Below are 21,940 nucleotides of genomic sequence, written 5' to 3' on the forward strand. Positions count from 1 at the left end.
CCGGTGACCGCGGGCGACCGTTCAGGCGTTGCCTCGCTGCTCGACCACGTCGACCGGGCCGGTCGAGCGTCGCATGACGTACCGGTCGAGCGTGACGTCGCCCCGGTGCACCGTCTCGCGCTCGACGACCGCGAACCCGGCGCGCTCGAACACGGGCCGTGCCACCTCGCTCGCGTGGGTGCTGAGTGACGAGAGGCCGTCGCGTCGCGCCGACTCGACCACGTGGGTGAGGAGGCGCGCGCCGATCCCGCGGCGCCCGTGGTCGGGCGAGACGAAGAGCATGTCGACGTAGCCCTCGTCGCGCAGGTCGGTGAACCCGGCGACCTCCCCGTCCACGACGGCAACGACCGTCGCCGCGGAGGCGCGCCGCGCGTGCCACGCCGCCAGGTCGCGCGGGCCGCCCAGCCACGCCCCGACCTGCGCGGCGGAGTACCGCGAGCGGGCCGTCTCCGTGACGGCCCGCTCGAAGACGCGCAGCGTCGCGAGGGCGTCGTCGGCCGTGTAGGGGCGGATCGTCACGTCGTCCTGGGTCATCGCAGGAGCGTATCGACCGTCCCGCGCGGGAGCGGCGCCGCTGTCCCGCGACACCGAGGGCCAGATGCTTGTCATGTTTACTGTCTGCGTCTAGGGTCGTTCCATGCCCGTCCCACCCGGAGCCCGCGCCGGGGCGCTCGTCTGGCGCCTGTCGACCCGGTGGCGCACCGCCGTCGACCGCGCCGTGGCTCCCCACGGCCTGACGCACGCCACGTACGTCGTGCTCACCACGCTCTTCGCGATGCACGCCGGCCGCGCCGGGGAGCCGGACCCGGTCGGGTCCGGCTCCGTCGGGTCGGGATCGGTCGGGTCGGGTCTCGCCGCACCGAGCCAGCGCGACCTCGCCCAGACCTCGGGCCTGGAGCCCATGTACGTCTCGCGGCTCGTCCGCACGCTGGCGGCGGACGGTCTCCTGACCCGTACCCGCGACGACCGGGACACCCGGGTCGTCCGCCTGGAGCTGACGGAGCGTGGGCTGTCCGTCGTCCGCCCGGCGATGCGCACGGTCCAGGCGTTGCTCGACCAGCTCCTCGCGCCGCTCGGCGGCCGCGACAGCCCGCGCAGCGCGGACCTCGTCACGATGCTCACCGCGCTGCTCGACGCACCCCTCGACACGACCCTCGACCCGGGAGCCACCGATGCCTGACGTCCCCGTCCTCGGCTCGACCCTGCACCACGCGGAGTCCTCGACCGGCTCCTCCGGCACGACGCCGGTCGTGTTCCTCCACGGCAACCCGTCGTCGTCGCACACCTGGCGCCGCGTGCTGCCCGCCGTGGGGCACGGCCGGCTGCTGGCGCCCGACCTGATCGGCATGGGCGGCTCCGGCAAGCCGGACCTCGCCTACACGTTCGCCGACCACGCGCGCTACCTCGACGGCTGGTTCGACGCCGTGCTGGGGGACGAGCCGGCGGTCCTCGTCGGTCACGACTGGGGTGGCGCGCTGGCGGTCGACCGCGCCGCCCGGTTCCCCGACCGGGTCCGCGGGGCGGTGCTCCTCGAGGCCGTGCTCCGGCCCGTGCGGCCCGAGCACCTGTCGCCGCAGGCGCGAGCGCGGCGCGAGCTCGTGGCGTCTCCCGAGGGCGAGGTGATGTTCCTGGACCAGGACACCGCCGTCCGCCAGGCCTACACCGGGGGAGTGCTGGACCCGGTCTCGCCGGACGACCTCGCGGCGTACCTCGCGCCGTACCCGACGCGGGAGAGCCGTCGTCCGCTGCTGTCCTGGGCGCGCCAGCTCGGCGCCCCGCCCCCGGAGCTCGTCGCACGGCTCGGACGGGCGGGCGTCTGGCTGGAGAGCTCCTCGGACGTGCCGAAGCTGCTGCTCGTCTTCGAGGGCTCCCCGACGCTGCTGGTCGACGAGGCGGCGGTCGCGTGGGCGCAGGAGAGCATCTCTGCGCTCGAGGTCGAACGGCTCGGGTCGGCGGGCCACCACGCGACCGAGGACAGGCCCGTCGAGATCGGCCGTGCGGTCGGAGCGTGGCTCGACCGTCACGGTCTGCGCCGACCGCCGCTCCCGGCGCGGTCGACGGGTCGTCCCGTCGACCGCGCCACCGGGCGGGTCACCGGTCGGACTGCTGGAGCTCCCGCGCGAGGAGCGCGTCCGCCGCGGTCGTGACCTCGTCGACGGTCACGCGGTCGAGCGCCGGGTCGACGTCCGCTCCGTGCGGGTCGCCCTGGTACGGCGTGGTCCCGCTGACCGCGGCCGGGAGGAGGTCCTCGCCGTGCCAGAGCACGACGTGCCGCTCGGGCTCGATCGCGGGCCCCCACAGCGAGGGCGGCGTCGGGCCGAACAGCACGACCGACGGCGTGCCGTAGGCGGTCGCGAGGTGCGCGACGCCCGTGTCCCCGCTGACCACGAGGAGCGCCGTCGCGACCACGTCCGCGAGCGCGGGCAGGTCGAGCACGCCCGCCGCGTGGTCCACGGCGCCGCGGGCGAGCGACGTCGGGGTGGCGGCCCGTCCGCCGCGACCCGCGCGCCCGGTCGCCTCGGCGACGACGCGCTCGCAGAGCTCGCGCTCGTCGGCGCTGCCCGTGACGACGACGTCGTGGCCCGCCTCCGCGAGGTGCCGGACCACGGCGGCGAACCGGTCGGCGGGCCACCGCCGGGACCCGGACGCGGCGCCCGGGTGCACGACGACGTGGGCGTCGCGCGGCGCCGGCGGCTCGAGCCGCAGGTCCTCGCGCGCGCACTCGCCCCCGGCGGAGGTGACGAGCCGGCACCAGCGGTCGACCTCGTGCTCGTCCGGGTCCCACGCGGGTCCGTCGACGCCCGCCTCGCGCGAGGCGAACGCCACGAGCCGGTCGGGCCCGGTCGCGAGCAGCACGCGGTGGCTCTCGGGCCCGCTGCCGTGCAGGTTCACCGCCACGTGCCCCGCGGCGGGCGCGCCGGTGACGGTCTCGGCCTCCTCGAGCCAGCGCAGCGGCTCGAGACCTCGCGTCGGCAGGACGCCGTCGACGAGGCCCAGCCCCTCGAGCCACGCGCCGGTCTCGGCCGGCGCGGCGAGGAGCACGCGCCGCCCCGGCCACGCGCGGCGTACCCCGCGCAGCGCCGGGATCGCCGTCACCGCGTCGCCGAGCCCCAGCGCGCGCAGCACGAGGACCGTGCCCTCGTCCGCGCCGTCGACGACCGACGGCAGGTCGGGCGCGAGCTCGCTCGCCCCGTCGGTCCCGGTCAGGCCCTCGGCGGACACCGCGTCGTCGGGCAGCTCGTCCGCGCCCCCCGTCACGGCCACGACGTCTCGCCGGAGGCCATCACCAGCATCTCGCGGATCTCGCAGCCGACGGGCTGGCGCAGCGCGGTGACGACGGCGGCCGCCGTCGCGCGCGGGTCGTTGAGGTCGGCGTCGGGACCGGGCTTGTACTGCTCGGTCCTGCCGTCGAAGAACGCGGTGCGCATGCCGCCCGGCACGAGGCACGTCACGCCGACCCGGCCTGCGAGCTCGGCGGCGAGCGCCTGCGAGAAGCCCCGGACGGCGAACTTCGACGCGCAGTACGCGGTCGCGTCCGAGACGCCCTTGAGCCCGAGCGTCGACGCGACCGTCACGACGGTGCCGCGGCGCTCCTCGAGGTACGGCAGCGCGGCACGCACGACGGCGACCGTCCCGAAGAGGTTGACGCGCACGACGCGCTCCCACGTCTCCGTGTCGATCTCGTCGAGCCGCCCGCACGCGTCGGTCCCGGCGGCGGTGACGACGGCGTCGGGCGGGCCCACCTCGACGGCGAGCCGTTCGACCGCGGCGGCGGCCGCCGTGGAGTCCGAGAGGTCGACGATCGCGTGCAGGCCGCCGTTCGCGGGCGCGACCCGGTCGAGCACGACGGGCTTGCCGCCCGCCGCGGTGACGGCCTCGACGAGCGCCGCGCCGAGGCCGCTGGCGCCGCCCGTCACGTAGACGGTGCCGACCTCGCGGGGCACGGGGAGCGGTGAGTCCGCGGGCTGCTGGAACGTCGTGGGGGAGGTCATGCGGTGGTCTCCTTCGGGGTCGGGAGGGGGGTCGGGGAGTCGGCCGTGGAGGGCGCGTAGCGCCCGGACCGCTCGAGGATGGAGGTCGTGGAGCGGCCGGCGACGTAGGGGAGGACGACGACGCGTCCGCCGTGGCGGCGCACCACCTCGGCCTCGGGCAGCGTCTCCTCGGTGTAGTCGCCGCCCTTGGCCCACACGTCGGGCCGGAGCGCGTCGAGCGCGGCGCGGGGGTCGTCCTCGTCGAAGACGACGACGGCGGCCACGCAGTCGAGCGCGGCGAGGACCCGTGCCCGGTCGGCCTGCGCGACGACGGGCCGCTCGGGACCCTTGAGCCGTCGCACGGACGCGTCGCCGTTGAGCAGCACCACGAGGTGGTCGCCCAGACGGGCGGCGGCCTCGAGCGTCGCGACGTGACCGGCGTGCAGGATGTCGAAGCACCCGCCGGTCGCGACGACGGTGCCGCCGAGGGCGCGCAGGCGCGCGCCCACGTCCGCGGGCGAGCCGTGCGTCCGGGCATCCCGCCCGGGTCCGGCGGGCCGCTGCTCCGGGTCGGCGGTCGCGGCGGGGGCCGCCGTCGCGACCGTGCTCCGGTCACCCGCGTCGTCGGCTCGACGGCGGTAGCCCTCCGCGCCCCCGGTCGCGACCCAGGTGGACGCGACCTCGACGCCGCGGGCCACCGCGTCGACGAGCCCGGTGCCGCGCGCGAGGGCTCCCGCGACGGTCGAGGCGAAGCGGTCGCCCGCGCCGCACGGGTCGCCCGCGACGGCGGTGGCCGGGACGTAGGCCGGCTCGCCGGTCGCCCGCGCGACGAACGCGCCGCGGTCGCCGGCCGTGACGCACACCGCGGCGACCTGCCAGCCGCGCGCGAGCGACTGCGCGAGGCCGCCGAGGTCGTCGGGCGACGCCTCGACACCCAGCGACTCCGCGGCGTCGAGCGCCTCCGCGAGGTTCGGCGTGACGAGGGCGGCGCCGGGGACCGGGCGGCCGCCGCGCGGGTGCGGGTCCCACACGACCGGCGTCGACACCGCCGCCTCGGCGAGCAGGTCGCGGAGCGGACCGTCGTGCGTGGTGCCCGCGCCGTAGTCGGAGACGAGCACCACGTCCGCGTCGGCGAGCGCCGCGCGGACCCGCGCGACGGGGACGTCGACCGGGCGCGCCGGTCCGCCGTCGTCGACGCGGACGACGGTCTGCCCGGCCGACCGCACGCGCGTCTTGCGGCGCGTGGTGCCCTCCTGCGGCACGGCGACGACCTCGACGTGCCGGCGCAGGAGACCGCGCAGGTCCGACCCGGCGTCGTCGTCGGCGAGCGGCGCGACGAGGCGCACGCGTGCGCCGTCGGCCGCCAGGAGCGCGGTGAGGCCGGCGCCGCCGGGACTGCGCCGCACCCCGAGGGTGTCGACGACGGGCACGGGCCCGTCGGGGGAGAAGCGGGTCACCTGGCCGTCGACGTCGCGGTCGAGCAGGACGTCGCCCACGACGACGACACGCGGGCGGGAGTCCTCCTGCCGGGCGGGCTCCGGCACGTCCCCGGGGACGCCGGCGACCGCAGGCACGGGCTCGGGCACGGGCTCGCCCGATGCCTCCGCCTCGCGCCGGCGCACGTGCGCGTCGAGCGCGGCGCACAGCGCGTGCGCGACCACGAGGTGCAGCTCCTGGACGGACGACGTCGAGGCGCCCTGCATCGCGAGCGTCTCGTCGCACGCGGCCGAGAGCCCGCACGGGCTCGGGCCCGTCAGCGCCCACGTCGTGAGGCCGAGCTCGCGCCCGCGGTGGGCCGCCGCGACGACGTTCTCGCTGTTGCCCGACGTGGACAGCAGCAGCAGGACGTCGCCCGGGCGCCCGTGCGCGGCGACCTGCCGCGCGTACATCTCGCCGATCCCGTAGTCGTTGACGATCGCGGTGAGGCTCGACGTCTCGGCGTGCAGGCTGATCGCGGACAGCGGCACGCGCTCGCCCTCGAACCGCCCCACGAGCTCGGCGGTCAGGTGCTGGGCCTCCGCCGCGCTGCCGCCGTTGCCCGCGACGAGCAGGCGACCGCCCCCGAGCACGACGTCGGCGAGGTGCTCGCCCCACGCGTCGATGCGGTGCGCCTCGGCGAGGAGCAGGTCGAGGCCCTGGTGGAGGTCGTCGGCGTGCGCGCGCAGCCAGCGCTCCGCGGCGGTCATCGGGCGCTCACCGCCCGCACCGGGGCGCCGGCGGGTGCCGCATCGGCGGGGGAGTTTTATTTTTTTTTTTTTTTTACTGTCCCGCCCCCCCCCACTCCCCCCCCCTCTCTTTTCGCCGGCGGCGTCAGATGTGTAAAAGAGCCAGCCCCCCGCCGGTCCTCGCGCGCCCGACCGCGGACCCTCGGCGACCACGCGCTCGTACGACTCCAGGGTGCGCGCCGCGACGGTCGTCCACCCGTAGAGGCGCTCGGCCCGGACGCGCGCGGCCGACCCGAGGCGCTCGCCGAGCGCGGGGTCGTCCGCGATCCGGCGCAGCGCCGCGGCGAGGGCGTGCGGGTCGCGCGGCGGGACGAGCAGCCCCGTGCGCCCGTCGACGACCGAGTCGAGCAGCCCGCCGACCGCCGCCCCGACGACCGGCCGCCCGCACGCGGCCGCCTCGAGCGGGACGATGCCGAAGGGCTCGTACCAGGGGTCGCACACCACGACGTCGGCGGCGTGCATGAGGCCGCGGACGTCGTCCTGGGTCACGCTGCCGACCAGGGTCACGCGGTCGAGCACACCGAGCGTGTCGGCGAGCTTCACGAGCCGTCGGGCCTCCTCGTCGTCCTCGAGGTGCTCGGCGGGCGGCCCGCCCGCGACGACGAGCTGCGCGCCCGGCAGCTCGGGCAGCGCCTCGATGACGGTGTCCACGCCCTTGCGCTCGACGAGGCGCCCGATCGACAGGAGCCGGATCGTCCCCGGCTCGTCCCCGCGGTGCTCGCGCAGGTGGGCCGCGCGGTCCGTGTCCGGCCGGAAGCGCCCGATGTCGACGCCGCACGGCACGACGTCGACGCGGCCGGGGTCGGCCCCGAGCGCGACGAGCTCGTCCACCTCGTCGCTGCACGTCGCGACGATCCGGTCCACCCCGCGGCACAGGAGCCGCTCGCGCGCGACGCGCTCGCGGGGGCTCGTGTCGCGCGCGCCCTGGTGCCGCCGCTTGACCGACCCGAGCGCGTGGAACGTCTGCACCAGCGGGATGCCGAGCGGGGGCGCCGACAGCAGGCCGGCGATCCCGGACATCCAGAAGTGCGCGTGCACGACGTCGGGCGCCGCACCCGGCTCGCTCCAGCGCCGCAGGAGGTCCGCGCCGAACGCGTCCATGTGCGGGAGCAGGTCGTCCTTCGGGACGGGGACCGGCGGGCCCGCGTCGACGTGGACGACGTCGACGCGCGGCGCGAGGGAGACCCGCTCGGGCAGCGAGACGTCGTCGCGGCGCGTGTAGACCTCCACGTCGTGCCCCTGGGCGCCGAGCCGCGTCGCGAGCGACGCGACGTGGACGTTCTGGCCGCCGGCGTCGACGCCGCCGAGGGCGGCGAGCGGGCTGGCGTGCTCGGAGATCATGGCGATCTTCATGAGGTCACCTCCTGGAGGACCGTGTCCCAGCGGTGCAGGAACCTGGCGTGGGAGTAGTGCTCGAGGACGTGGGCGCGCGCGGCGGAGCCGTGCTCGCGCGCCTCGTCCGGGTCGGCGAGCCAGCGCCGCGCGGTCGCGACGAGCTCGTCGGGGCGGGAGCTGAGCGTCCCGGCGGTGGGCGGCACCGCGACGGGTGCCTCGGTGGTGGGCAGGGCGAGGACGGGCATCCCCAGGGCCATCGCCTCGAGCAGCGACAGGCCGAGGCTCGTCCAGCGGTACGGGTGCAGGTAGGCGCGCGACGTCGCGAGGCGCGCGTGCATCGCGGCCTGGGGGACGTCGTCGTGCAGGCCGTGCCGGACCACCGGCCCGGCGGTGTGCCCGTCCAGGTGCTCGGCGAGCTTGCCGACCCCCATGCCGTACACGTCGAGCGGCACGTGGCGGCCCACCTCGACGAGGACGTCGGTACCCGCGACGCGCCAGCGCCGCACGGGCTCGTTGACGACGACGCCGACGCTCGCGCGTTCCCCGGTGTAGAGGTGGCCGGGGTCGGGGATGCCGTGGTCGACGACGAGGGTGCGCGCGTCGCCCGCGTCCCACATGAGCGCGTTGAACGCCGTGACGTGGACGATCGGCACGAGCCCCTCCTCGACGACGTCGAGGTCGGCGAGCGGGTGGCGCGTCGAGGCGGCGTGGCCGGTGGGGGCGTTGTGCTCCACGTAGACGGCCGGGACGTCCCGGCCGGCGACCAGGCCCGTCCAGCGCCGCAGCAGCTCGACCTCCTCGGGCCGCTGCAGCACGACGACGTCGATCCCGCCGCCGGCCGTCAGGTCGGCGAGCTGCTCGGGGGTCGCCTCGCGCACCGTCGCGGGCCAGTCCCACGTCTGCGCGCGCCCCCGGCCCTCGGGCCCGCGGTCCGCGACGACGGGGACGACGTACTCGTGCGCACCGGCGACGAAGGCCGTGGCCCACGAGCCGTGCACGTGCCAGACGAGGATCCTCATGCGACGACCTCCGCGGTCTCGGGCACCGCGGGGGGCGGCACGAGGAGGAGGTCCCCCGTGCGCGCGGTCGCCGGTGCGGTGAGCTGGGCGACGGCGTCGGCGACGTCGTCGGGGGTGACGCCCGTCAGGCACGGGTGCCCGGGCACGGTGCACTCGCGCGCCCGCGTGCCCTGGCACGCCGCCTGCTGGTCGCCGAGCACGACCGTCCGCACGCCCCACGGCGCCCAGCGGTCGGCGGGGACGACGGGGGAGAACAGCGAGACGACGGGCGTGCCGACGGCCGCGGCGAGGTGCGCCGGTCCCGTGTTCCCCACGACGACGCACGCGGCGCCGGCCAGCACGGCGGCCAGGCCCGCGAGGTCCGTGCGCCCGGACAGGTCGGTCGCGCGCCCGTCGGCGACGTGCGCGGCGAGGCCGGTCTCGCGCGGCCCGCCCGTGACGACGACGCGGTGCCCCCGGTCGACGAGGGCGGCCACGAGCGCGCGGGCGTGGTCGGGCGACGGGGCGCGGGCGGGCACGGAGGCGCCCGGGTGCACGACGACGTACGGCACGTCGGGGTCCGCGCCCTCGTCGTCGCCGGGGAAGGGCAGGAGATGACGCACGTCGGGCAGCGGCTCGCGGACCTGCAGCCGGTCGTCGCCGGGGGCGGAGGGGAAGCCTGCGGAGCACGCGAGGTCGAGCGCGGCCTCGACCTCGTGCAGGCCGTCGGGGCGACGGTGGCGCACGTCGAGCAGGGAGCCGGGGTAGTCGTCGCTGGTCCCGGCGACGTGGGGGATCCCGGCCAGCCGGGCGAGCAGCGCCATGGGCAGCGGGCTCTGGTGGAACGACGTGAAGACCACGGCGGCGGCGTAGCGGCGCGCGGCGAGCGTCTCGACGAGGCCGAGGACCTCCGCGCGGTCGAGCGGCGGCGGGGCGTACCCGGACCACGGCGCGTCGAACGTCAGCACGTCGCGCACGCCGGGCAGGAGGTCCGCGGCGGCGCGACCGGCCGACGACGCGAGCACGTCGACGCGGCCGCCGCGCGCCGCGGCACCGGCCGCGAGGGCCCGGACCGCCGGGCCGGTGAGCAGCACGTCGCCGTCGCTGTCGAGACGGACGGCCAGCACGTCGGCGCTCATGCGGAGCCTCCGGCCGGGTCGGGGAGCCGGTCCTTGAGGGCCTGCACCGCCGCGGCGAGGTCGGCCGCCACGTGGGGAGCGGCGTCGACCTCCTCGCGCCGCGTGACGGGGGTCGGCACGAGCACGGGCACGGCCCCCGCGGCGACGGCGGCGCCGACGTCGGCGCCGATGTCACCGACGACGGCGCAGCGCCACGGCGGCACGCCGAGCTCCGCGGCGGCGGCGAGGACCATCCCGGGCGCGGGCTTGCGGCACGCGCACGCGTCGTCGGGCCCGTGCGGGCACACCTGCCACGTGTCGAACGGTCCGAGGAGCTCCTCGACGCGCGCGTTGACCGCGTCGACCTGCTCGCGCGCGAGCAGGCCCCGCGCGACGCCCGACTGGTTCGAGACCACGCCGACGCGCACGCCGCGCGACCGCAGGTCGTCGAGGACCTCGCGCGCGCCCGCGACCGGCCGGACCGCCTCCGGGTCGCCGTTGTAGGGGACGTCGTGGACGAGGGTGCCGTCGCGGTCGAAGAGCACGGCGGCGAGCGGCGGCGGCCACGGGTCGAGGCCGCGCCGGGCCGCGACCGTCCCCGCCACACGGTGGCGCACGGCCGCGAACGGGATCGCGGCGCTCGTCCAGAGCATGCGGCGCAGCTCCGCGCCGAAGACGTCGTCGCCGGGTCGCGGGCCGGGCGCGAGGCGGCGTCGGGCGAAGTCGAGCGTGAGCCCGGCCCATGCCGCGGCACCGAGCGCGGCGACGCGCGGCCTGCGGGCCAGCACGCCGGCGACGCCGACGCCCGCCGCGGCGACCGTCGCGACGTGCCAGGCGAGCCGGCCGCGGCCCGTCTCGGCACGCTCGCGCCAGTCCGGCCCGTGCAGCGCGCGCATCGTCGCGTCGTCGCGCGTCCCGGCCTGCACCCGCAGGCTCACGCCGTCGTCGGTCGGGCGCACGGGGTGCGTCGTGGTGCGGGTCCCGCGCCGCAGCTCCCATCCGGCGTCGCGCACGCGCAGCGCGAGGTCGGCGTCCTCGCGGTAGGCGCGGGGGAACCGCTCGTCGAACCCGGTGACCTGCTCGAGCGCCGCGCGCCGGTACGCCATGTCGGCGGTCGGCCACAGCGCGTCCTGCAGGCCCGCGGTCCCGCGCTCCCAGTCGGTCGGACGGCGGTCCGCCGGCAGCGGCACGTGCAGGCGGCCCTGGACGCCGCCGGTGCGGTCGTCCGCCGCCGCGAGGTCGGCGGCGAGGAGGCCGGCCCACCCGTCGGGCAGCTCGACGTCGTCGTCGAGGAAGACGACCCACGGTGCCGACGTCGAGCGCCACCCGGCGTTGCGCGCGGCCGCGGGGCCCCGCCCGCCCGTGCGCACGACCCGCGCGCCGAGCCGGTCACCGACCTCGCCGAGGTCCAGCGGTCCGGGCACGGACGACCCGCCCGCGCCCTGGCCGGGCACGGGGAGACGACGGTCGTCGGCGACGACGACCTCGGCGGGGGCCGGGGCGCCGGGGGACGACCCCGCCTGCGCGGCGAGCGTCTCGAGCAGCCGCAGGAGCGAGGGCCGGCCGATCGACGGGACGACGACGGCGTAGGAGCCGCGGGCCGCCACCCCCGGCCGGTCGGCTCCGACCGGGGCGGCCGCGTGCCGGGGCGTGGTCATGCGCGGGCCTCCTCCTCGTCCGGGCCCGCACCGTCACCGCCGGCGAAGACGTCGGCGCGCCGCACGAGGTGCGGGCCGAGCACGAGCAGGTCGACCGGTGCCGACCCGAAGAGCTCGAGCGCGTCGCGCGGGTCGTCGACCATCGGGCGGCCCGCGGTGTTGAGGCTCGTGTTGACGACGACCGGCAGCCCGGTGCGGTCCTTGAACGCGCGGATCATCGCCTGCAGGCGCGGGGTGGAGTCGTCGATCGTCTGGATGCGTGCGGTGTTGTCCACGTGCACGACCGTCGCGATCCGGTCCCGCCACTCCGGCGCGACCTCGTGGACGAAGAGCATGTACGGGCTGGGGATCGGCCCGCCGCTGAAGATCTCGGCGGCGTCCTCGAGCAGCACCATCGGCGCGACCGGGCGGAACTGCTCGCGGCCCTTGACGTCGTTGAGCCGCTCGAGGTTCTCGACCGGGCCCGGGTTGGCGATGAGGGAGCGGTGCCCGAGCGCGCGCGGTCCGAACTCGGCACGGCCGTCGAACCACGCGACGACCCCGTTGTCGGCGAGGACCTGCGCGACCTCGCCGGGCAGGTCGTCGGGCGTCGTGAACGGCACCCTCGCCGTGCGCAGCCAGCCGGCGAGCTCGTCGTCGGTCCACGACCTCCCGAGCGCCGCCGACCCCATGGGCTCGACCGCGTCGCCGGCCTCGGCGGCGAGCTGCATCGCCGCACCGAGCGCCGTCCCCGAGTCACCCGCGGCGGGCTGCACCCACACCTCCTCGAAGGGCGTCTCGCGCCAGATGCGCGAGTTCGCGACGCAGTTCAGCGCCGTGCCGCCACCCATCGCGAGGACCCGGTCCCCGGTCTGCCCGTGCAGCCACGTCGCGAGGTCGACCAGCACCTCCTCGAGCCGCGCCTGGACGGACGCCGCGAGGTCGGCGTGCTCCGCGAGGCCGCCGTGCTCGGTGCCCCACGTGCCGTCGTCGACGCGGCGCGGCGCCCAGCGGTTCCAGTCCGGGGCCTCGGCGACGAACCCGCCGTCGTCCGTGGCGTAGAGGATCTCGCGCAGGTCGTCGAGGAAGCGCGGCTCGCCGTACGACGCAAGCGCCATGACCTTGTACTCGTCGCTCGACCGCAGGAACCCGAGGTGCTCGGTGAGCGACTCGTAGACCAGGCCGAGCGAGTGCGGCAGCTCCTGGCTCGCGAGCACCTCGAGGCGACCGTGGTCGTAGCGGCCCGCGAGGTGCGACGAGCGTTCGCCGCGCCCGTCGAGCGACAGCACGCTGGCCACGGGGAACGGCGAGGCCAGCGCGGCCGACGCCGCGTGCGCGACCTCGTGCGGCACGAACCGGACCGCGGCCGGGGACAGGCCGGGCAGCGCCGTCGCGATGAACTGCGGGGCGCGCTCCGCGTACTGCACGCGCAGCCAGTCCCACGGGTCGGGCAGCCCCATCTCCTCGGCGGGCTTCGCCAGGGCGGGGTCGAACGAGTACGCGACGGCGTCGAGGTCCTGCGGGCGCAGCCCGCCGGCCTCGAGGCACCAGGCCATCGCCTTCTCGGGCAGCTCCCAGGCCGCGAAGGGCACGGGCCGCTTGCCGTGCTTGCGCCGGGAGAAGCGCTCCTCCTCCGCGGCGGCGACGACGCGGCCGTCGACGACGAGCGCAGCGGAGGGGTCGTGGAACAGGGCGTTGACGCCGAGGACGCGCATGGGCTGGCGAGCCTTCCTCGATGGGGCCAGGCTCGTGGTGCGCCTCGAGAATCCGTGGGCGCTCGCCTGACGCGTACGGGTCGGCTCTGCTGCAACCCGCCCTCACCCTCACCCCGAGAAGCGCTTCTCGCACCTCGACCCCGCACGCACAGGTACTTCTCTCCGTGTCATTTCCCCTGGAGGACCGCATGACGACGACCTCGACCTCACGCCCCGCCACCGATCCGGACGCCGCCGCGCCGACCGCCGACACCCCCGGTGCGCGTCGGCTCGAGCGCACCGACCCCGCGACCGGGCGGCCGGGCACCCCGGTGGAGTGCGCCGGGCCGGACGAGGTCGACGCCGCCGTGCGCGCCGCCGCCGCCGCGTGGCCCGCGTGGCGCGCCACACCGCCGGGGGAGCGGGCCGCAGCGCTGCGGGCCGCCGCGCGGGCGGTGCGGGAGGCCGCCGACGAGCTCGGTGCGCTCCTGCGCGCGACGACGGGGCGCCTCGAGGGCGAGTCGCGCGCGTCGGCCGAGGTCGCGGCGGAGCTCTTCGAGGAGGCGGCGGTCGCGGGCCTCGGCCGGGCCGGTCGCGTGCTCGCCGGGGACCCGGCGGCGCTCGACGTGGTGCGCCGCGAGCCGCGCGGCGTCGTCGCCGTCATCACGCCCTGGAACGACCCGTACCCGGCTGCCGCGGGGCTCGTCGCCGCGGCGCTGGTCACCGGCAACGTCGTCGTCCACAAGCCGTCCGAGCGCAGCGACGCCCCGGGGGTGCGACTCGCCGAGCTCGTCGCGGGCGCGCTGCCGGCCGACGTGCTGCGCGTGGTCAGCGGCGACGGGGCGACGGGCGAGGCGATCGTCGCGCACGAGGACGTCGCGCTCGTCGCGCACGTCGGCTCGACGGCCGCCGGGCGCCGCATCGCGGCGACCGCGGGGGCCCGCGGCGCGAAGGTGCTGCTCGAGAACGGCGGCAAGGACCCGGTCGTCGTCGACGCCGGGGTGGACCCGGCGCTCGCCGCCCGGCAGATCGCGACGGGGGCGTTCACCAACGGCGGGCAGCTGTGCACCGCGGTCGAGCGCGCGTACGTCGTGGAGGAGGTCGCCGACGCCGTCGTCGCGGAGCTCGCGCGGATCGCGCAGGACCTGCGGGTCGGCGACCCGGGGGACGAGGCGACGACCATGGGACCGCTCGTCGACGAGGACCAGCTCGCGGTCGTCGACGAGCACGTGCGCGGCGCGACCGCCGCCGGGGCGCAGGTCGTCACCGGCGCCGCGCGGCTCGACCGGCCGGGCTCGTTCTACGCGCCGACCGTGCTGGACCGCTGCCCCGACGACGTCGCGCTGCTCACCGAGGAGACGTTCGGCCCCGTGGTGCCGGTCGTGCGGGTCGCGGACTTCGAGGAGGGCCTGCGGCGCGCGTCGGCGTCCGCGTACGGGCTGGCCGCGACCGTGCTCACGCCGTCGCTCGACCACGCGCTGCGCGCCGCCGACGTGCTCGACGTCGGGACCGTGAAGGTCAACGCCGTCTTCGGCGGGGCGCCCGGCGGCTCGGCGGACCCGCGCCGCGGCAGCGGCGGCGGCGCGGGCTACGGGCCGGACCTGCTCGACGAGCTGACCCTCCGCAAGGCGATCCACCTCGAGGGCCTCGGCGGGCAGGCGGGCTGACCCCCTCCGCCCGACGGGGCCCCCACGACCTCACCGCGCGGCCGCGAGCGGTGCCGTCCCCGGGGTCGTTCCGGCGTCGCCGACCAGCACGAGCGGCAGGTCGGCGACGCTGTCGACGACGTGCGTGTGCGGCGCCGCCTCCAGGACGTCCCGGGGCACGCCGCCGCTCAGCACTCCGACGACGACCCGCGCCCCCGCGTTCGTGCCCGCCTCGAGGTCCAGGACGGTGTCCCCGACCGTGAGCACCCGCCGCACGTCGGTGACGCCCGTGCGCTCCATGGCCCGGTGCACCATGTAGGGCGCCGGCCGGCCGGCCGGGACGTCGTCCGTGGTCACGACGGCGTCGACGACGCCGTGCTGCCACCCGAGCCGTTCGAGGAGCAGGCCGGTCACGTCGGCGGAGAACCCCGTGGTGAGGGCGATGCGCGCGCCCTGGTCGCGCAGCGCCGCGAACGCGTCGAGCACGCCGGGCATGGCGACCGGCGGCGTCGCGTCGTACGCCTCGCGCAGGAGGCGCTCGAAGTCGGTGAAGGTGTCCTCGACCGCGGTCGCGTCGCCCCCGTGCGCGAGCAGGGCGCGGATGGCGGTGCGCTTGTCCGCTCCCATCCAGCGGGCGACGTCGTGCACGGTCGCGGTGCTGCCGCGCCGTCGGACGGCGTCGTGCAGCGCGCGGTAGACGGCGCCTCCTTCCTCGACGGTGGTGCCGGCGACGTCCAGGGCGGCGAGTGCGATCACGATGGTCCTCTCGGGTGGGGTGGTGGGTCGTCCCGACCGTCACGGCGACGGCCGGGTGAGGGTCAGGTGGCGAGCCCTGCGCGGGCGAGCACGTCGGCGGCCAGCCCGAGGCCCGTCGTCATGCCGATGCCGGTGGTGAGCGTGGCGACGTGGACGCCCGGCTCGGGCTCGGCGAGCAGGACCTCGCGGTCGGGCGCGGTCGCGTAGGTGCCCTGCCAGCGCTCGACGACGTGCAGGTCGGCGCCGAGGAGGTCCGCGCCGAGCCGCAGGAGCACGTCGTAGCCCGCCTCGTCCTGGAACACGGGAGCGTCGAGGTCGCGCACGTGGGTGTCGCCGAGGATCAGGGTCCCGTCGTCCTGCGGCGTCGTCATGAGGTTGACGTCCCAGGCGGCGGCCTCCGGGTCGGTCGCGGCGAGCTCCGCGGCGACCGCCGTCGCCGACGGGCACGCCGCGAGGGCCGCGTACCGGACGGTCGACCACCCGGTGAGGACGGGGGTCGTCAGCACGACCGGGGCCGCGGGGCGGACCCGGAGCATGTGCAGGCGGCAGCGCCGCAGCCCGGCGGCCGTCGCGACGTCGGGCAGGAGCCGGTCGAGGTCGTGGTGCGTCGCGACGACCACGACGTCCGCGTCGACCGGCCCGCGGGTGGTGTCGACGCGGCCGGTGCCGACGCCGCACGCGGCCGTGCGCCAGAGGATCTGCACGCCCTGCGCCTCGAGCCACGCGGCGAGCGCCGGCGCGGCGGCGCGCGGGTCGACCTGCAGGTCGAGCGGGAGGTGGGCACCACCGACGACCCGTCCGGGCCGGACGGGCACCGCGCCGGTCAGCCCGTCGGCGTCGAGCATGCGCACCTCGTCCGCTCCCCGCTCCTGCGCCAGCTCGCCGAGCAGGCGCAGCTCCGTGGCGGTCCGCGCGACGACGTGCGTGCCGCTCTCCTGCGCGCGGAAGCCGGCAGCCGAGGCGAGCGACAACCATCGGTCGCGGGCGACGAGCGCGTAGTCGCGGGCGACGCCCGCCTGGGCGGTCACGCACACGTGCCCGAAGTTCTGCACCGAGGAGCCGACGACACCGGCCGCCTGCTCGACGACGGTCACGCGGTGACCGCGGCGGTGCGCCTCGGCGGCGACGCCCAAGCCGACGACGCCGGCTCCGACGACGGCGACGTGGCTGCGCCCTGGCGTGGTGATCATCGGTCCTCCTCCTCCTCGCGGGTGGTGTTCACCCGGCGGTCATCTGCCGGCGGTACGGTCCGCGCGTGACCAGGTCGACCGAGATCGTCCGCGTGCTCGCCGACGAGCTCGCTGCCCTGCCTCCCGGCACGCGCGTGGCGTCCGAGGCGGGCGTCGGCCTGCGCTTCGGCGTCGGACGCGCCGCGGCGCGCGCCGCGCTCGAGGAGCTCGAGCGCCGGCTGCTCGTCAGCCGCATCCAGGGCGTCGGGACGTTCACCCGGCGACGCGTCGACTACCTCGTGGCGCCGGGGCGCGCGCCGTCGTGGAGCCGGACCGTCCGGGAGGCGGGCGCCACGCCGCGCACCGTCGTCCTCGCGTGCGACGAGGTCCCGCTGCCCGACGACGTCGCCGGAGCGCTCCAGACCGTGCCCGGCACGCCGGGGTTCCGCCTGGTGCGCCGCTCGTTCATCGACGGCATGCCGGCCGCGTGGGGCGTGGAGTGGCTGGCCGCCGCCCTGGTGCCCGAGCTGCCCGCGGCCCTGCGGCACGAGGAGTCGCTCGACGCGATCCTGCGCGGCACGGCGCGCGTGGTCCCCGAGCGCGCCTGGACGCGCGCGAGCATGGAGTCGGCGCCGGAGGACGCGAGCACGGGCCTCGGGTGCCGCCCCGGCGACCCGGCGTGGCTGATCGCGAGCCTCGCGCGCGACGGCGTGGGAGGCCGTCCGCTGCTGTCCACCGAGCGCTGGGTCCGCGCCGACGCGGTGCGCGTCGTCGTGGAGCTGGGCGACGGCTGATCCCGTCGGCGTCACGGCACGACCGCCGCGCGCGGCGCGGTACCGGCGGGACCGGCGAGGAGGCGTCCGACCTCGCCGAGGGGCACCGCGGAGGTGACGAGCTCTTCCCACGGCACCGCGTCACGGGTCCGGTCGAGCAGGTCGAGCGCCGCTCGCAGGTGCCGCGGCTCGTAGTTGTGCACCCCCGTGACGGTCAGCCAGCCGCGCACGACGCGCTCGGCGTCGAGCGGGACCGCCGGCGCCGGTGCGACCGACCCGGCGAGCACGAGACGGCCGCCGACGTCGAGCGCACCCAGGCACCGCTCGACGGCGGGGCTCGCGCCCGACAGCTCGATCGCGACGTCGACCAGGCCGACCGGCTCGTCCGTGCCGCGCGCTGACGTCGCGCCGAAGCGCAGCGCCAGACCGCGCCGCCCCGGGTCGGGGTCGGTGACGACGACCTCGGCCGCGCCGGCGTCGCGCGCGGCGGCGACGGCCGTGATGCCGAGCATCCCGGCCCCGCTGACGAGCACGCGCCTGCCCTCGAGCGGGCCGGCCGCCTCGATCGTCGCCATGACGGTCGCCGTCGCGCACCCCGCGGGCGCCGCGACGACGTCGGGCAGACCGGCCGGGACGCGCGCGACGGTCGCGCCGGCGGGGAGCACGACGTGGTGCGCGTAGGTCCCGCTGAGGGGCCACGCGGAGTCGAACGGCTCGTGACCGATCTTGCGGACGGAGCGGCACTTGGCGCTGCGGTCCGCGTTGCAGCGGTCGCAGACCCCGCACGCGACCGTCACGCCGAGCACGACACGGTCGCCGAGGGCGAGAGGCGTGCCGTCCTCGCCCGGTGCGCCGTCGCGACCGAGAGCCACGACCTCCCCGACGCCCTCGTGGCCGAGGACCGACGGGGACGGCGACTGCCGGCGGCCCGAGACGGTGTGGCGGTCGCTGCCGCACACGGTCGCGAGGCGCAGCCGGACGAGCACCTCGCCCGGCTCGAGGTCCGGCAGGGGCACGTCGACGAGGCGGACGGCGTCACCGCCCTCCCAGAGCGCGACGGTGGTCAGGTCAGCTGTGCGCGGATCCACCCGGAGAGCCTCTCGATGAGGAGGACGACGAGGAACACGAGGAGCACGATCCCGCCCGCCACCTCGAAGTGGAGGGTGCGCACCGCCTCGAAGAGCAGGAAGCCGATCCCGCCGGCGCCGACGATCCCGAGGATGGTCGACGTGCGGATGTTGACGTCCAGCAGGTAGAGCCCGGAGCCGACGATCGAGGGCATCCCCTGCGGCAGGACCGCGGAGAACAGCACCTTCCACCAGCCGCCGCCCACCGAGCGCACCGCCTCGGCGGCACCGGGCGGGATCTCCTCGACGGCGTCCGCGACGAGCTTGCCGAGGAAGCCGATCGATCCGATGCCGAGCGCGATCGCCCCGGCGACCGGGCCGAGCCCGACGGCGGCGACGAAGACCACCGCGAGGATGAGCTCCGGGATCGCCCGGACCACCAGGACGGTCGTCCGGGCGGCGCCGTAGACCAGGGGGTGCGGTGCGACGTTGCGGGCCGCGAGCAGGCCGAGCGGGAGCGACAGCACCACTCCGAGGCCGGTCGCGACGGCACCGATGGCGAGCGTCTGCAGCATCGCCTCCCACAGCGCCGGGCCGAGGGACGTGAGGTCGGGCGGGAAGGTGCGGCCCGCGACCTCGAGGAGGCTCGGGACCGACGTCACGACGGCGAGCGGGTCGATGTCGAGGCGGACGAACGAGACGACGACGAGTGCCGCGGCCGCAGCGCCCGACGCCCACCGCACCACGCGGTCGCGCTGGAACCGGGGCCGCTTCGGCGCGAGCAGCGTGCGCCGGATCGCGACCGACAGGAGCTCCATCGCGGCGACGAGGACGAGGACGACCGCGACGATCCCGAGCGCCTTCGGGTAGACGAGCCCGCGCAGAGCGTCCTGCAGCGCGAAGCCGATGCCGCCCGCACCGACGAACCCGAGCACGACCGACGTACGGAGGTTGATGTCGACGCGGTAGACGAACGCGGACACCCAGGCCGGCACGACCTGCGGCACGACGCCGTTGAGCAGCTCTCGCAGGCGGCCGACGCCCACGCTGCGCACGGCCTCGCGCGGACCCGGGTCGGCGTCCTCGACCGCGTCGGCGAACAGCTTGCCGAGCATCCCGACCGAGTGCAGCGCGAGCGCGAGGACGCCCGGCAGCACGCCGAGCCCGAGCGCACGGACGAACAGCACGGCGAAGACGAGGTCCGGCACCGCGCGGCAGAACGTGATGATCGCGCGCGCCACGGCGGCGACGGCGGGGTGCGGGGTCGTGTTGCGCGCGGCCAGGAAGGCGAGCGGCACGGACAGGACCGTCGCGAGGACCGTGCCGAGGAACGCCATGAGGACGGTGTCGAGGGCGAGCGTGGCGATGCGCGCGGGGTCGTCGAGGCGCGGGGGCAGCATGCGCTCGAGCAGGTTGGCGACGTCCTCGCCGCCCGCGACGAGCGTGGGGACGTCGAGACCGATCGACGACGCCGCGACGAGCGTGACCACGACGGCGCCGCCGCCGAGCCAGCGCAGGATCCGCTGCTGCCGGGTCGGGCGTGGCCTGACCGGATACCCGCCTCCGGGCCGGCCGTCCTGGCGCGACGGCGCGGGACGTGGCGGTGCGGCGGCCGTCACGCGCTCGCCCCGGCGGGCACGGGCTCGGCCGGCGTCCCCGGCGCGACGCGCCGGTAGATCGCCATGGCCTCGTCCTTCGTGAGCCCTGCGACGGGGCGGTCGAGCACCTTCTCCCCGTGCCGCAGACCGACGAGGCGGTCCGCCCACCCGAGCGCCAGGTCGACCTGGTGCAGCGTGCAGACGACGGTGAGCCCCTCCTCGGCGCACACGCGGACGAACAGGTCCATCACCGCGCCGGCGTTCTCCGGGTCGAGCGACGCGACGGGCTCGTCCGCGAGGACCAGCTGGGGCCGCTGCATGAGCGTGCGGGCGATGGCGACGCGCTGCTGCTGGCCCCCGGAGAGCGTGTCGGCTCGCTGGTACGCCTGGTCCGCGAGCCCGACGCGCTCGACGTGCGCCATCGCCTCCTCGCGCATGCGGCGCGGGTACGTCGAGATGCCGTACCGCGGTCCGCGCACGCGACCGAGGCCGCCGACGAGGACGTTCTCGAGGCACGTGAGTCGCCCCACGAGGTTGAACTGCTGGAACACGAAGCCGACGTCGGTGCGCAGGCGACGCAGCTCGCCCGACGACGCCCGGTCGACGCGCGTGCCGGCCACCTCGACCTCGCCGGACGTCGGCCGGTGCAGACCGTTGAGGCAGCGCAGGAGCGTCGACTTGCCCGAGCCCGAGAGACCGAGGAGCACGAGCAGCTCGCCGCGCGCGACGTCGAGGTCGACGCCCGCGAGGGCCGTGGTCCCGTCGAACTCCTTGACGAGACCGCGGACCCGCACGAGCGGCTCGCCCGCCGTCGGACGTGCGGGGGAACCGGGGGCTGCGCGGTCCACGGGGGTCGTCGTGCGCACGGTCAGCCCTCGCACTTGTCCGACTTGGTGAGCGTGCAGACCTCGCGCGTGCCGTCGTAGTCGGCGTCCTCCGCCGGCGCGAAGCCCCACGCGTCCTCGTCCGTGAGGAGGCACTCGCCGTCGCAGAAGCCCTGCGACAGCAGGTACTCCGAGTTGGCCTTCTCGGTGATGAGCTCGGTCAGCGTGGCGATGTTCTCCTCGCCGAGCGCGTCGTTCCCGACGAACAGCGAGCCCGAGATCTTCGGGGACCTCCAGACCTCCTTGAGGTCGCCCTCGGCGAGGTCGCCGGCGGTGGGCAGCGTGTCCTGGACCATCGACTCCATCGCGAACCCGGCCTCGCAGTCGCCCGCGGCGACGGCCAGCGCCGAGGCGTCGTGGCCGCCCGCGAAGACGGGCTGCACGCCCGCGGCGAGGTCCTTCTCCGTGCCGGATTCGATGACGCCGGCGTCGATGAGACCGGAGCTCGGGTAGAGGAAGCCGGACGTCGAGCCGGGGTCGACGAAGCACACGCTGCGGCCCGCGAAGTCCTCGAGGTCGTCGATCTCGGCGTTGTCGCCCTGCGTGATGCCGAGCGAGTAGTAGCCGGGCTCGGCGCCCTCCGCCTCGATCGCCGCGCCGAGCGGCGTGATCGCCGCGTCGTTGTGCGTCGCGATGACGTACGCGAAGGAGCCGAGGAACGCGATGTCGACCTTGTCGGCGATGAGGCCCTCGATGACGCCCGCGTAGTCGGACGCCTGGCTCACCTCGACCGTCGAGCCGGTCTCCGCCTCCAGCATGGCGATGATGGGGTCGTAGCCGGCGGCGAGGTCGGTCGAGTTCTCCGCGGGGATGGCACCGAGACGCAGCACCTCGGGGAAGCCGGAGCTCGTCGTCGACGTGTCGCCCGAGGGGCCGTCCGCCGCCTCGCTCGAGCCTCCGCACGCGGACAGGGCGAGGGCCGCGACGCCCGCGAGCGCGACGGCGGTGAAGGTGGTGGTCGTGGTCTTCATGTCGTCTCCGGGGTGTGACGTCAGCGGGTGGCGCCCGGGGCGGGCGCCGTCGAGGAGTCTGGGAGAGCCGGAAGAACCGTCGGCCCTGCGACGGTGAA

At 76.8% G+C, this 21,940-nt stretch carries 18 protein-coding genes and 1 pseudogene; 4 read left to right on the forward strand and 15 right to left on the reverse strand.

Annotated elements, in window-relative coordinates:
• Positions 1-21 precede the first annotated feature (21 nt).
• Positions 22-534, reverse strand: a complete 513-nt coding sequence (locus ACWPWV_RS07700) for a GNAT family N-acetyltransferase (protein ID WP_454042332.1) — start codon at positions 532-534, stop codon at positions 22-24.
• Between the two features lie 103 nt (positions 535-637).
• Between ACWPWV_RS07700 and ACWPWV_RS07705 the strand changes: the two genes are divergently transcribed.
• Together ACWPWV_RS07705 and ACWPWV_RS07710 are read left to right on the forward strand one after the other, a co-directional pair.
• On the forward strand, positions 638-1,180 hold the full coding sequence (locus ACWPWV_RS07705; protein ID WP_454042333.1) for a MarR family winged helix-turn-helix transcriptional regulator: 543 nt from the start codon (positions 638-640) through the stop codon (positions 1,178-1,180).
• Positions 1,173-2,147, forward strand: coding sequence for a haloalkane dehalogenase (locus ACWPWV_RS07710; RefSeq protein WP_454042334.1), 975 nt, complete (start codon positions 1,173-1,175; stop codon positions 2,145-2,147). The genes ACWPWV_RS07705 and ACWPWV_RS07710 overlap by 8 nt, the downstream gene beginning before the upstream one ends.
• On the opposite strand, the gene ACWPWV_RS07715 is transcribed toward ACWPWV_RS07710, so the two are convergent.
• The 8 genes and pseudogenes from ACWPWV_RS07715 to ACWPWV_RS07750 form a co-directional block, all read right to left on the reverse strand.
• The gene (locus tag ACWPWV_RS07715; protein WP_454042335.1) at positions 2,092-3,264 is read right to left on the reverse strand and encodes a glycosyltransferase family 9 protein; all 1,173 of its coding nucleotides are present in this window, start codon (positions 3,262-3,264) and stop codon (positions 2,092-2,094) included. The two genes, ACWPWV_RS07710 and ACWPWV_RS07715, sit on opposite strands and share 56 nt — an antisense overlap.
• Complete coding sequence (locus tag ACWPWV_RS07720) at positions 3,255-3,992, reverse strand: SDR family oxidoreductase (RefSeq protein WP_454042336.1); 738 nt, start codon at positions 3,990-3,992, stop codon at positions 3,255-3,257. Before ACWPWV_RS07720 ends, ACWPWV_RS07715 begins: the two co-directional genes overlap by 10 nt.
• The gene (locus ACWPWV_RS07725; RefSeq protein WP_454042837.1) at positions 3,989-6,157 is read right to left on the reverse strand and encodes a PfkB family carbohydrate kinase; all 2,169 of its coding nucleotides are present in this window, start codon (positions 6,155-6,157) and stop codon (positions 3,989-3,991) included. Before ACWPWV_RS07725 ends, ACWPWV_RS07720 begins: the two co-directional genes overlap by 4 nt.
• Positions 6,158-6,319: 162 nt before the next feature.
• Positions 6,320-7,549: pseudogene (locus ACWPWV_RS07730) on the reverse strand (glycosyltransferase); the annotation flags it as partial.
• Positions 7,546-8,550 carry a glycosyltransferase gene (locus ACWPWV_RS07735; RefSeq protein WP_454042337.1) on the reverse strand — a complete coding sequence of 335 codons (1,005 nt, stop codon included), beginning with the start codon at positions 8,548-8,550 and terminating at the stop codon, positions 7,546-7,548. The pseudogene ACWPWV_RS07730 and the gene ACWPWV_RS07735, both read right to left, overlap by 4 nt.
• Entirely contained in the window at positions 8,547-9,668 is a 1,122-nt protein-coding gene (locus ACWPWV_RS07740; RefSeq protein ID WP_454042338.1) for a glycosyltransferase family 9 protein, read from the reverse strand. The genes ACWPWV_RS07735 and ACWPWV_RS07740 overlap by 4 nt, the downstream gene beginning before the upstream one ends.
• Positions 9,665-11,305, reverse strand: a complete 1,641-nt coding sequence (locus tag ACWPWV_RS07745; RefSeq protein ID WP_454042339.1) for an HAD-IIIA family hydrolase — start codon at positions 11,303-11,305, stop codon at positions 9,665-9,667. Before ACWPWV_RS07745 ends, ACWPWV_RS07740 begins: the two co-directional genes overlap by 4 nt.
• Positions 11,302-12,999 (reverse strand): carbamoyltransferase family protein, encoded by a 1,698-nt coding sequence (locus tag ACWPWV_RS07750; protein ID WP_454042340.1) that lies wholly within the window; start codon positions 12,997-12,999, stop codon positions 11,302-11,304. The genes ACWPWV_RS07745 and ACWPWV_RS07750 overlap by 4 nt, the downstream gene beginning before the upstream one ends.
• 188 nt (positions 13,000-13,187) lie before the next feature.
• On the opposite strand from ACWPWV_RS07750, the gene ACWPWV_RS07755 reads away from it, so the two are divergent.
• Entirely contained in the window at positions 13,188-14,645 is a 1,458-nt protein-coding gene (locus ACWPWV_RS07755) for an aldehyde dehydrogenase family protein (RefSeq protein ID WP_454042341.1), read from the forward strand.
• 30 nt (positions 14,646-14,675) lie between these two features.
• Here ACWPWV_RS07755 and ACWPWV_RS07760 read toward each other — a convergent pair whose 3' ends face one another.
• Positions 14,676-15,380, reverse strand: coding sequence for a phosphonatase-like hydrolase (locus ACWPWV_RS07760; protein WP_454042342.1), 705 nt, complete (start codon positions 15,378-15,380; stop codon positions 14,676-14,678).
• Positions 15,381-15,442: 62 nt separating this feature from the next.
• Positions 15,443-16,570, reverse strand: a complete 1,128-nt coding sequence (locus ACWPWV_RS07765) for a TIGR03364 family FAD-dependent oxidoreductase (protein WP_454042343.1) — start codon at positions 16,568-16,570, stop codon at positions 15,443-15,445.
• 65 nt (positions 16,571-16,635) lie between these two features.
• Between ACWPWV_RS07765 and ACWPWV_RS07770 the strand changes: the two genes are divergently transcribed.
• Positions 16,636-17,343 carry a GntR family transcriptional regulator gene (locus tag ACWPWV_RS07770; RefSeq protein ID WP_454042344.1) on the forward strand — a complete coding sequence of 236 codons (708 nt, stop codon included), beginning with the start codon at positions 16,636-16,638 and terminating at the stop codon, positions 17,341-17,343.
• An 11-nt stretch (positions 17,344-17,354) separates the two neighbouring features.
• On the opposite strand, the gene ACWPWV_RS07775 is transcribed toward ACWPWV_RS07770, so the two are convergent.
• From ACWPWV_RS07775 to ACWPWV_RS07790, 4 genes are read right to left on the reverse strand one after another with little or no spacing between them, the layout of a single operon-like run.
• The gene (locus ACWPWV_RS07775) at positions 17,355-18,410 is read right to left on the reverse strand and encodes a zinc-binding dehydrogenase (RefSeq protein WP_454042345.1); all 1,056 of its coding nucleotides are present in this window, start codon (positions 18,408-18,410) and stop codon (positions 17,355-17,357) included.
• Positions 18,386-20,008 (reverse strand): phosphonate ABC transporter, permease protein PhnE, encoded by a 1,623-nt coding sequence (gene phnE, locus ACWPWV_RS07780; protein WP_454042346.1) that lies wholly within the window; start codon positions 20,006-20,008, stop codon positions 18,386-18,388. The genes ACWPWV_RS07775 and phnE overlap by 25 nt, the downstream gene beginning before the upstream one ends.
• Positions 20,005-20,853, reverse strand: a complete 849-nt coding sequence (gene phnC, locus ACWPWV_RS07785; protein ID WP_454042347.1) for a phosphonate ABC transporter ATP-binding protein — start codon at positions 20,851-20,853, stop codon at positions 20,005-20,007. Before phnC ends, phnE begins: the two co-directional genes overlap by 4 nt.
• Before the next feature lie 2 nt (positions 20,854-20,855).
• Positions 20,856-21,842 carry a phosphate/phosphite/phosphonate ABC transporter substrate-binding protein gene (locus tag ACWPWV_RS07790; RefSeq protein WP_454042348.1) on the reverse strand — a complete coding sequence of 329 codons (987 nt, stop codon included), beginning with the start codon at positions 21,840-21,842 and terminating at the stop codon, positions 20,856-20,858.
• Positions 21,843-21,940: the final 98 nt, after the last annotated feature.

The sequence above is a fragment of the Cellulosimicrobium sp. Marseille-Q8652 genome (assembly GCF_965112045.1).

Coding starts and splice junctions, on each gene's coding strand:
- ACWPWV_RS07765 (WP_454042343.1), bottom strand. CDS start 16,570: ATGATCACCACGCCAGGGCGCAGCCACGTCGCCGTCGTCGGAGCCGGC.
- ACWPWV_RS07750 (WP_454042340.1), bottom strand. CDS start 12,999: ATGCGCGTCCTCGGCGTCAACGCCCTGTTCCACGACCCCTCCGCTGCG.
- ACWPWV_RS07700 (WP_454042332.1), bottom strand. CDS start 534: ATGACCCAGGACGACGTGACGATCCGCCCCTACACGGCCGACGACGCC.
- ACWPWV_RS07790 (WP_454042348.1), bottom strand. CDS start 21,842: ATGAAGACCACGACCACCACCTTCACCGCCGTCGCGCTCGCGGGCGTC.
- ACWPWV_RS07705 (WP_454042333.1), top strand. CDS start 638: ATGCCCGTCCCACCCGGAGCCCGCGCCGGGGCGCTCGTCTGGCGCCTG.
- ACWPWV_RS07745 (WP_454042339.1), bottom strand. CDS start 11,305: ATGACCACGCCCCGGCACGCGGCCGCCCCGGTCGGAGCCGACCGGCCG.
- ACWPWV_RS07720 (WP_454042336.1), bottom strand. CDS start 3,992: ATGACCTCCCCCACGACGTTCCAGCAGCCCGCGGACTCACCGCTCCCC.
- ACWPWV_RS07740 (WP_454042338.1), bottom strand. CDS start 9,668: ATGAGCGCCGACGTGCTGGCCGTCCGTCTCGACAGCGACGGCGACGTG.
- ACWPWV_RS07735 (WP_454042337.1), bottom strand. CDS start 8,550: ATGAGGATCCTCGTCTGGCACGTGCACGGCTCGTGGGCCACGGCCTTC.
- ACWPWV_RS07725 (WP_454042837.1), bottom strand. CDS start 6,157: ATGACCGCCGCGGAGCGCTGGCTGCGCGCGCACGCCGACGACCTCCAC.
- ACWPWV_RS07710 (WP_454042334.1), top strand. CDS start 1,173: ATGCCTGACGTCCCCGTCCTCGGCTCGACCCTGCACCACGCGGAGTCC.
- ACWPWV_RS07755 (WP_454042341.1), top strand. CDS start 13,188: ATGACGACGACCTCGACCTCACGCCCCGCCACCGATCCGGACGCCGCC.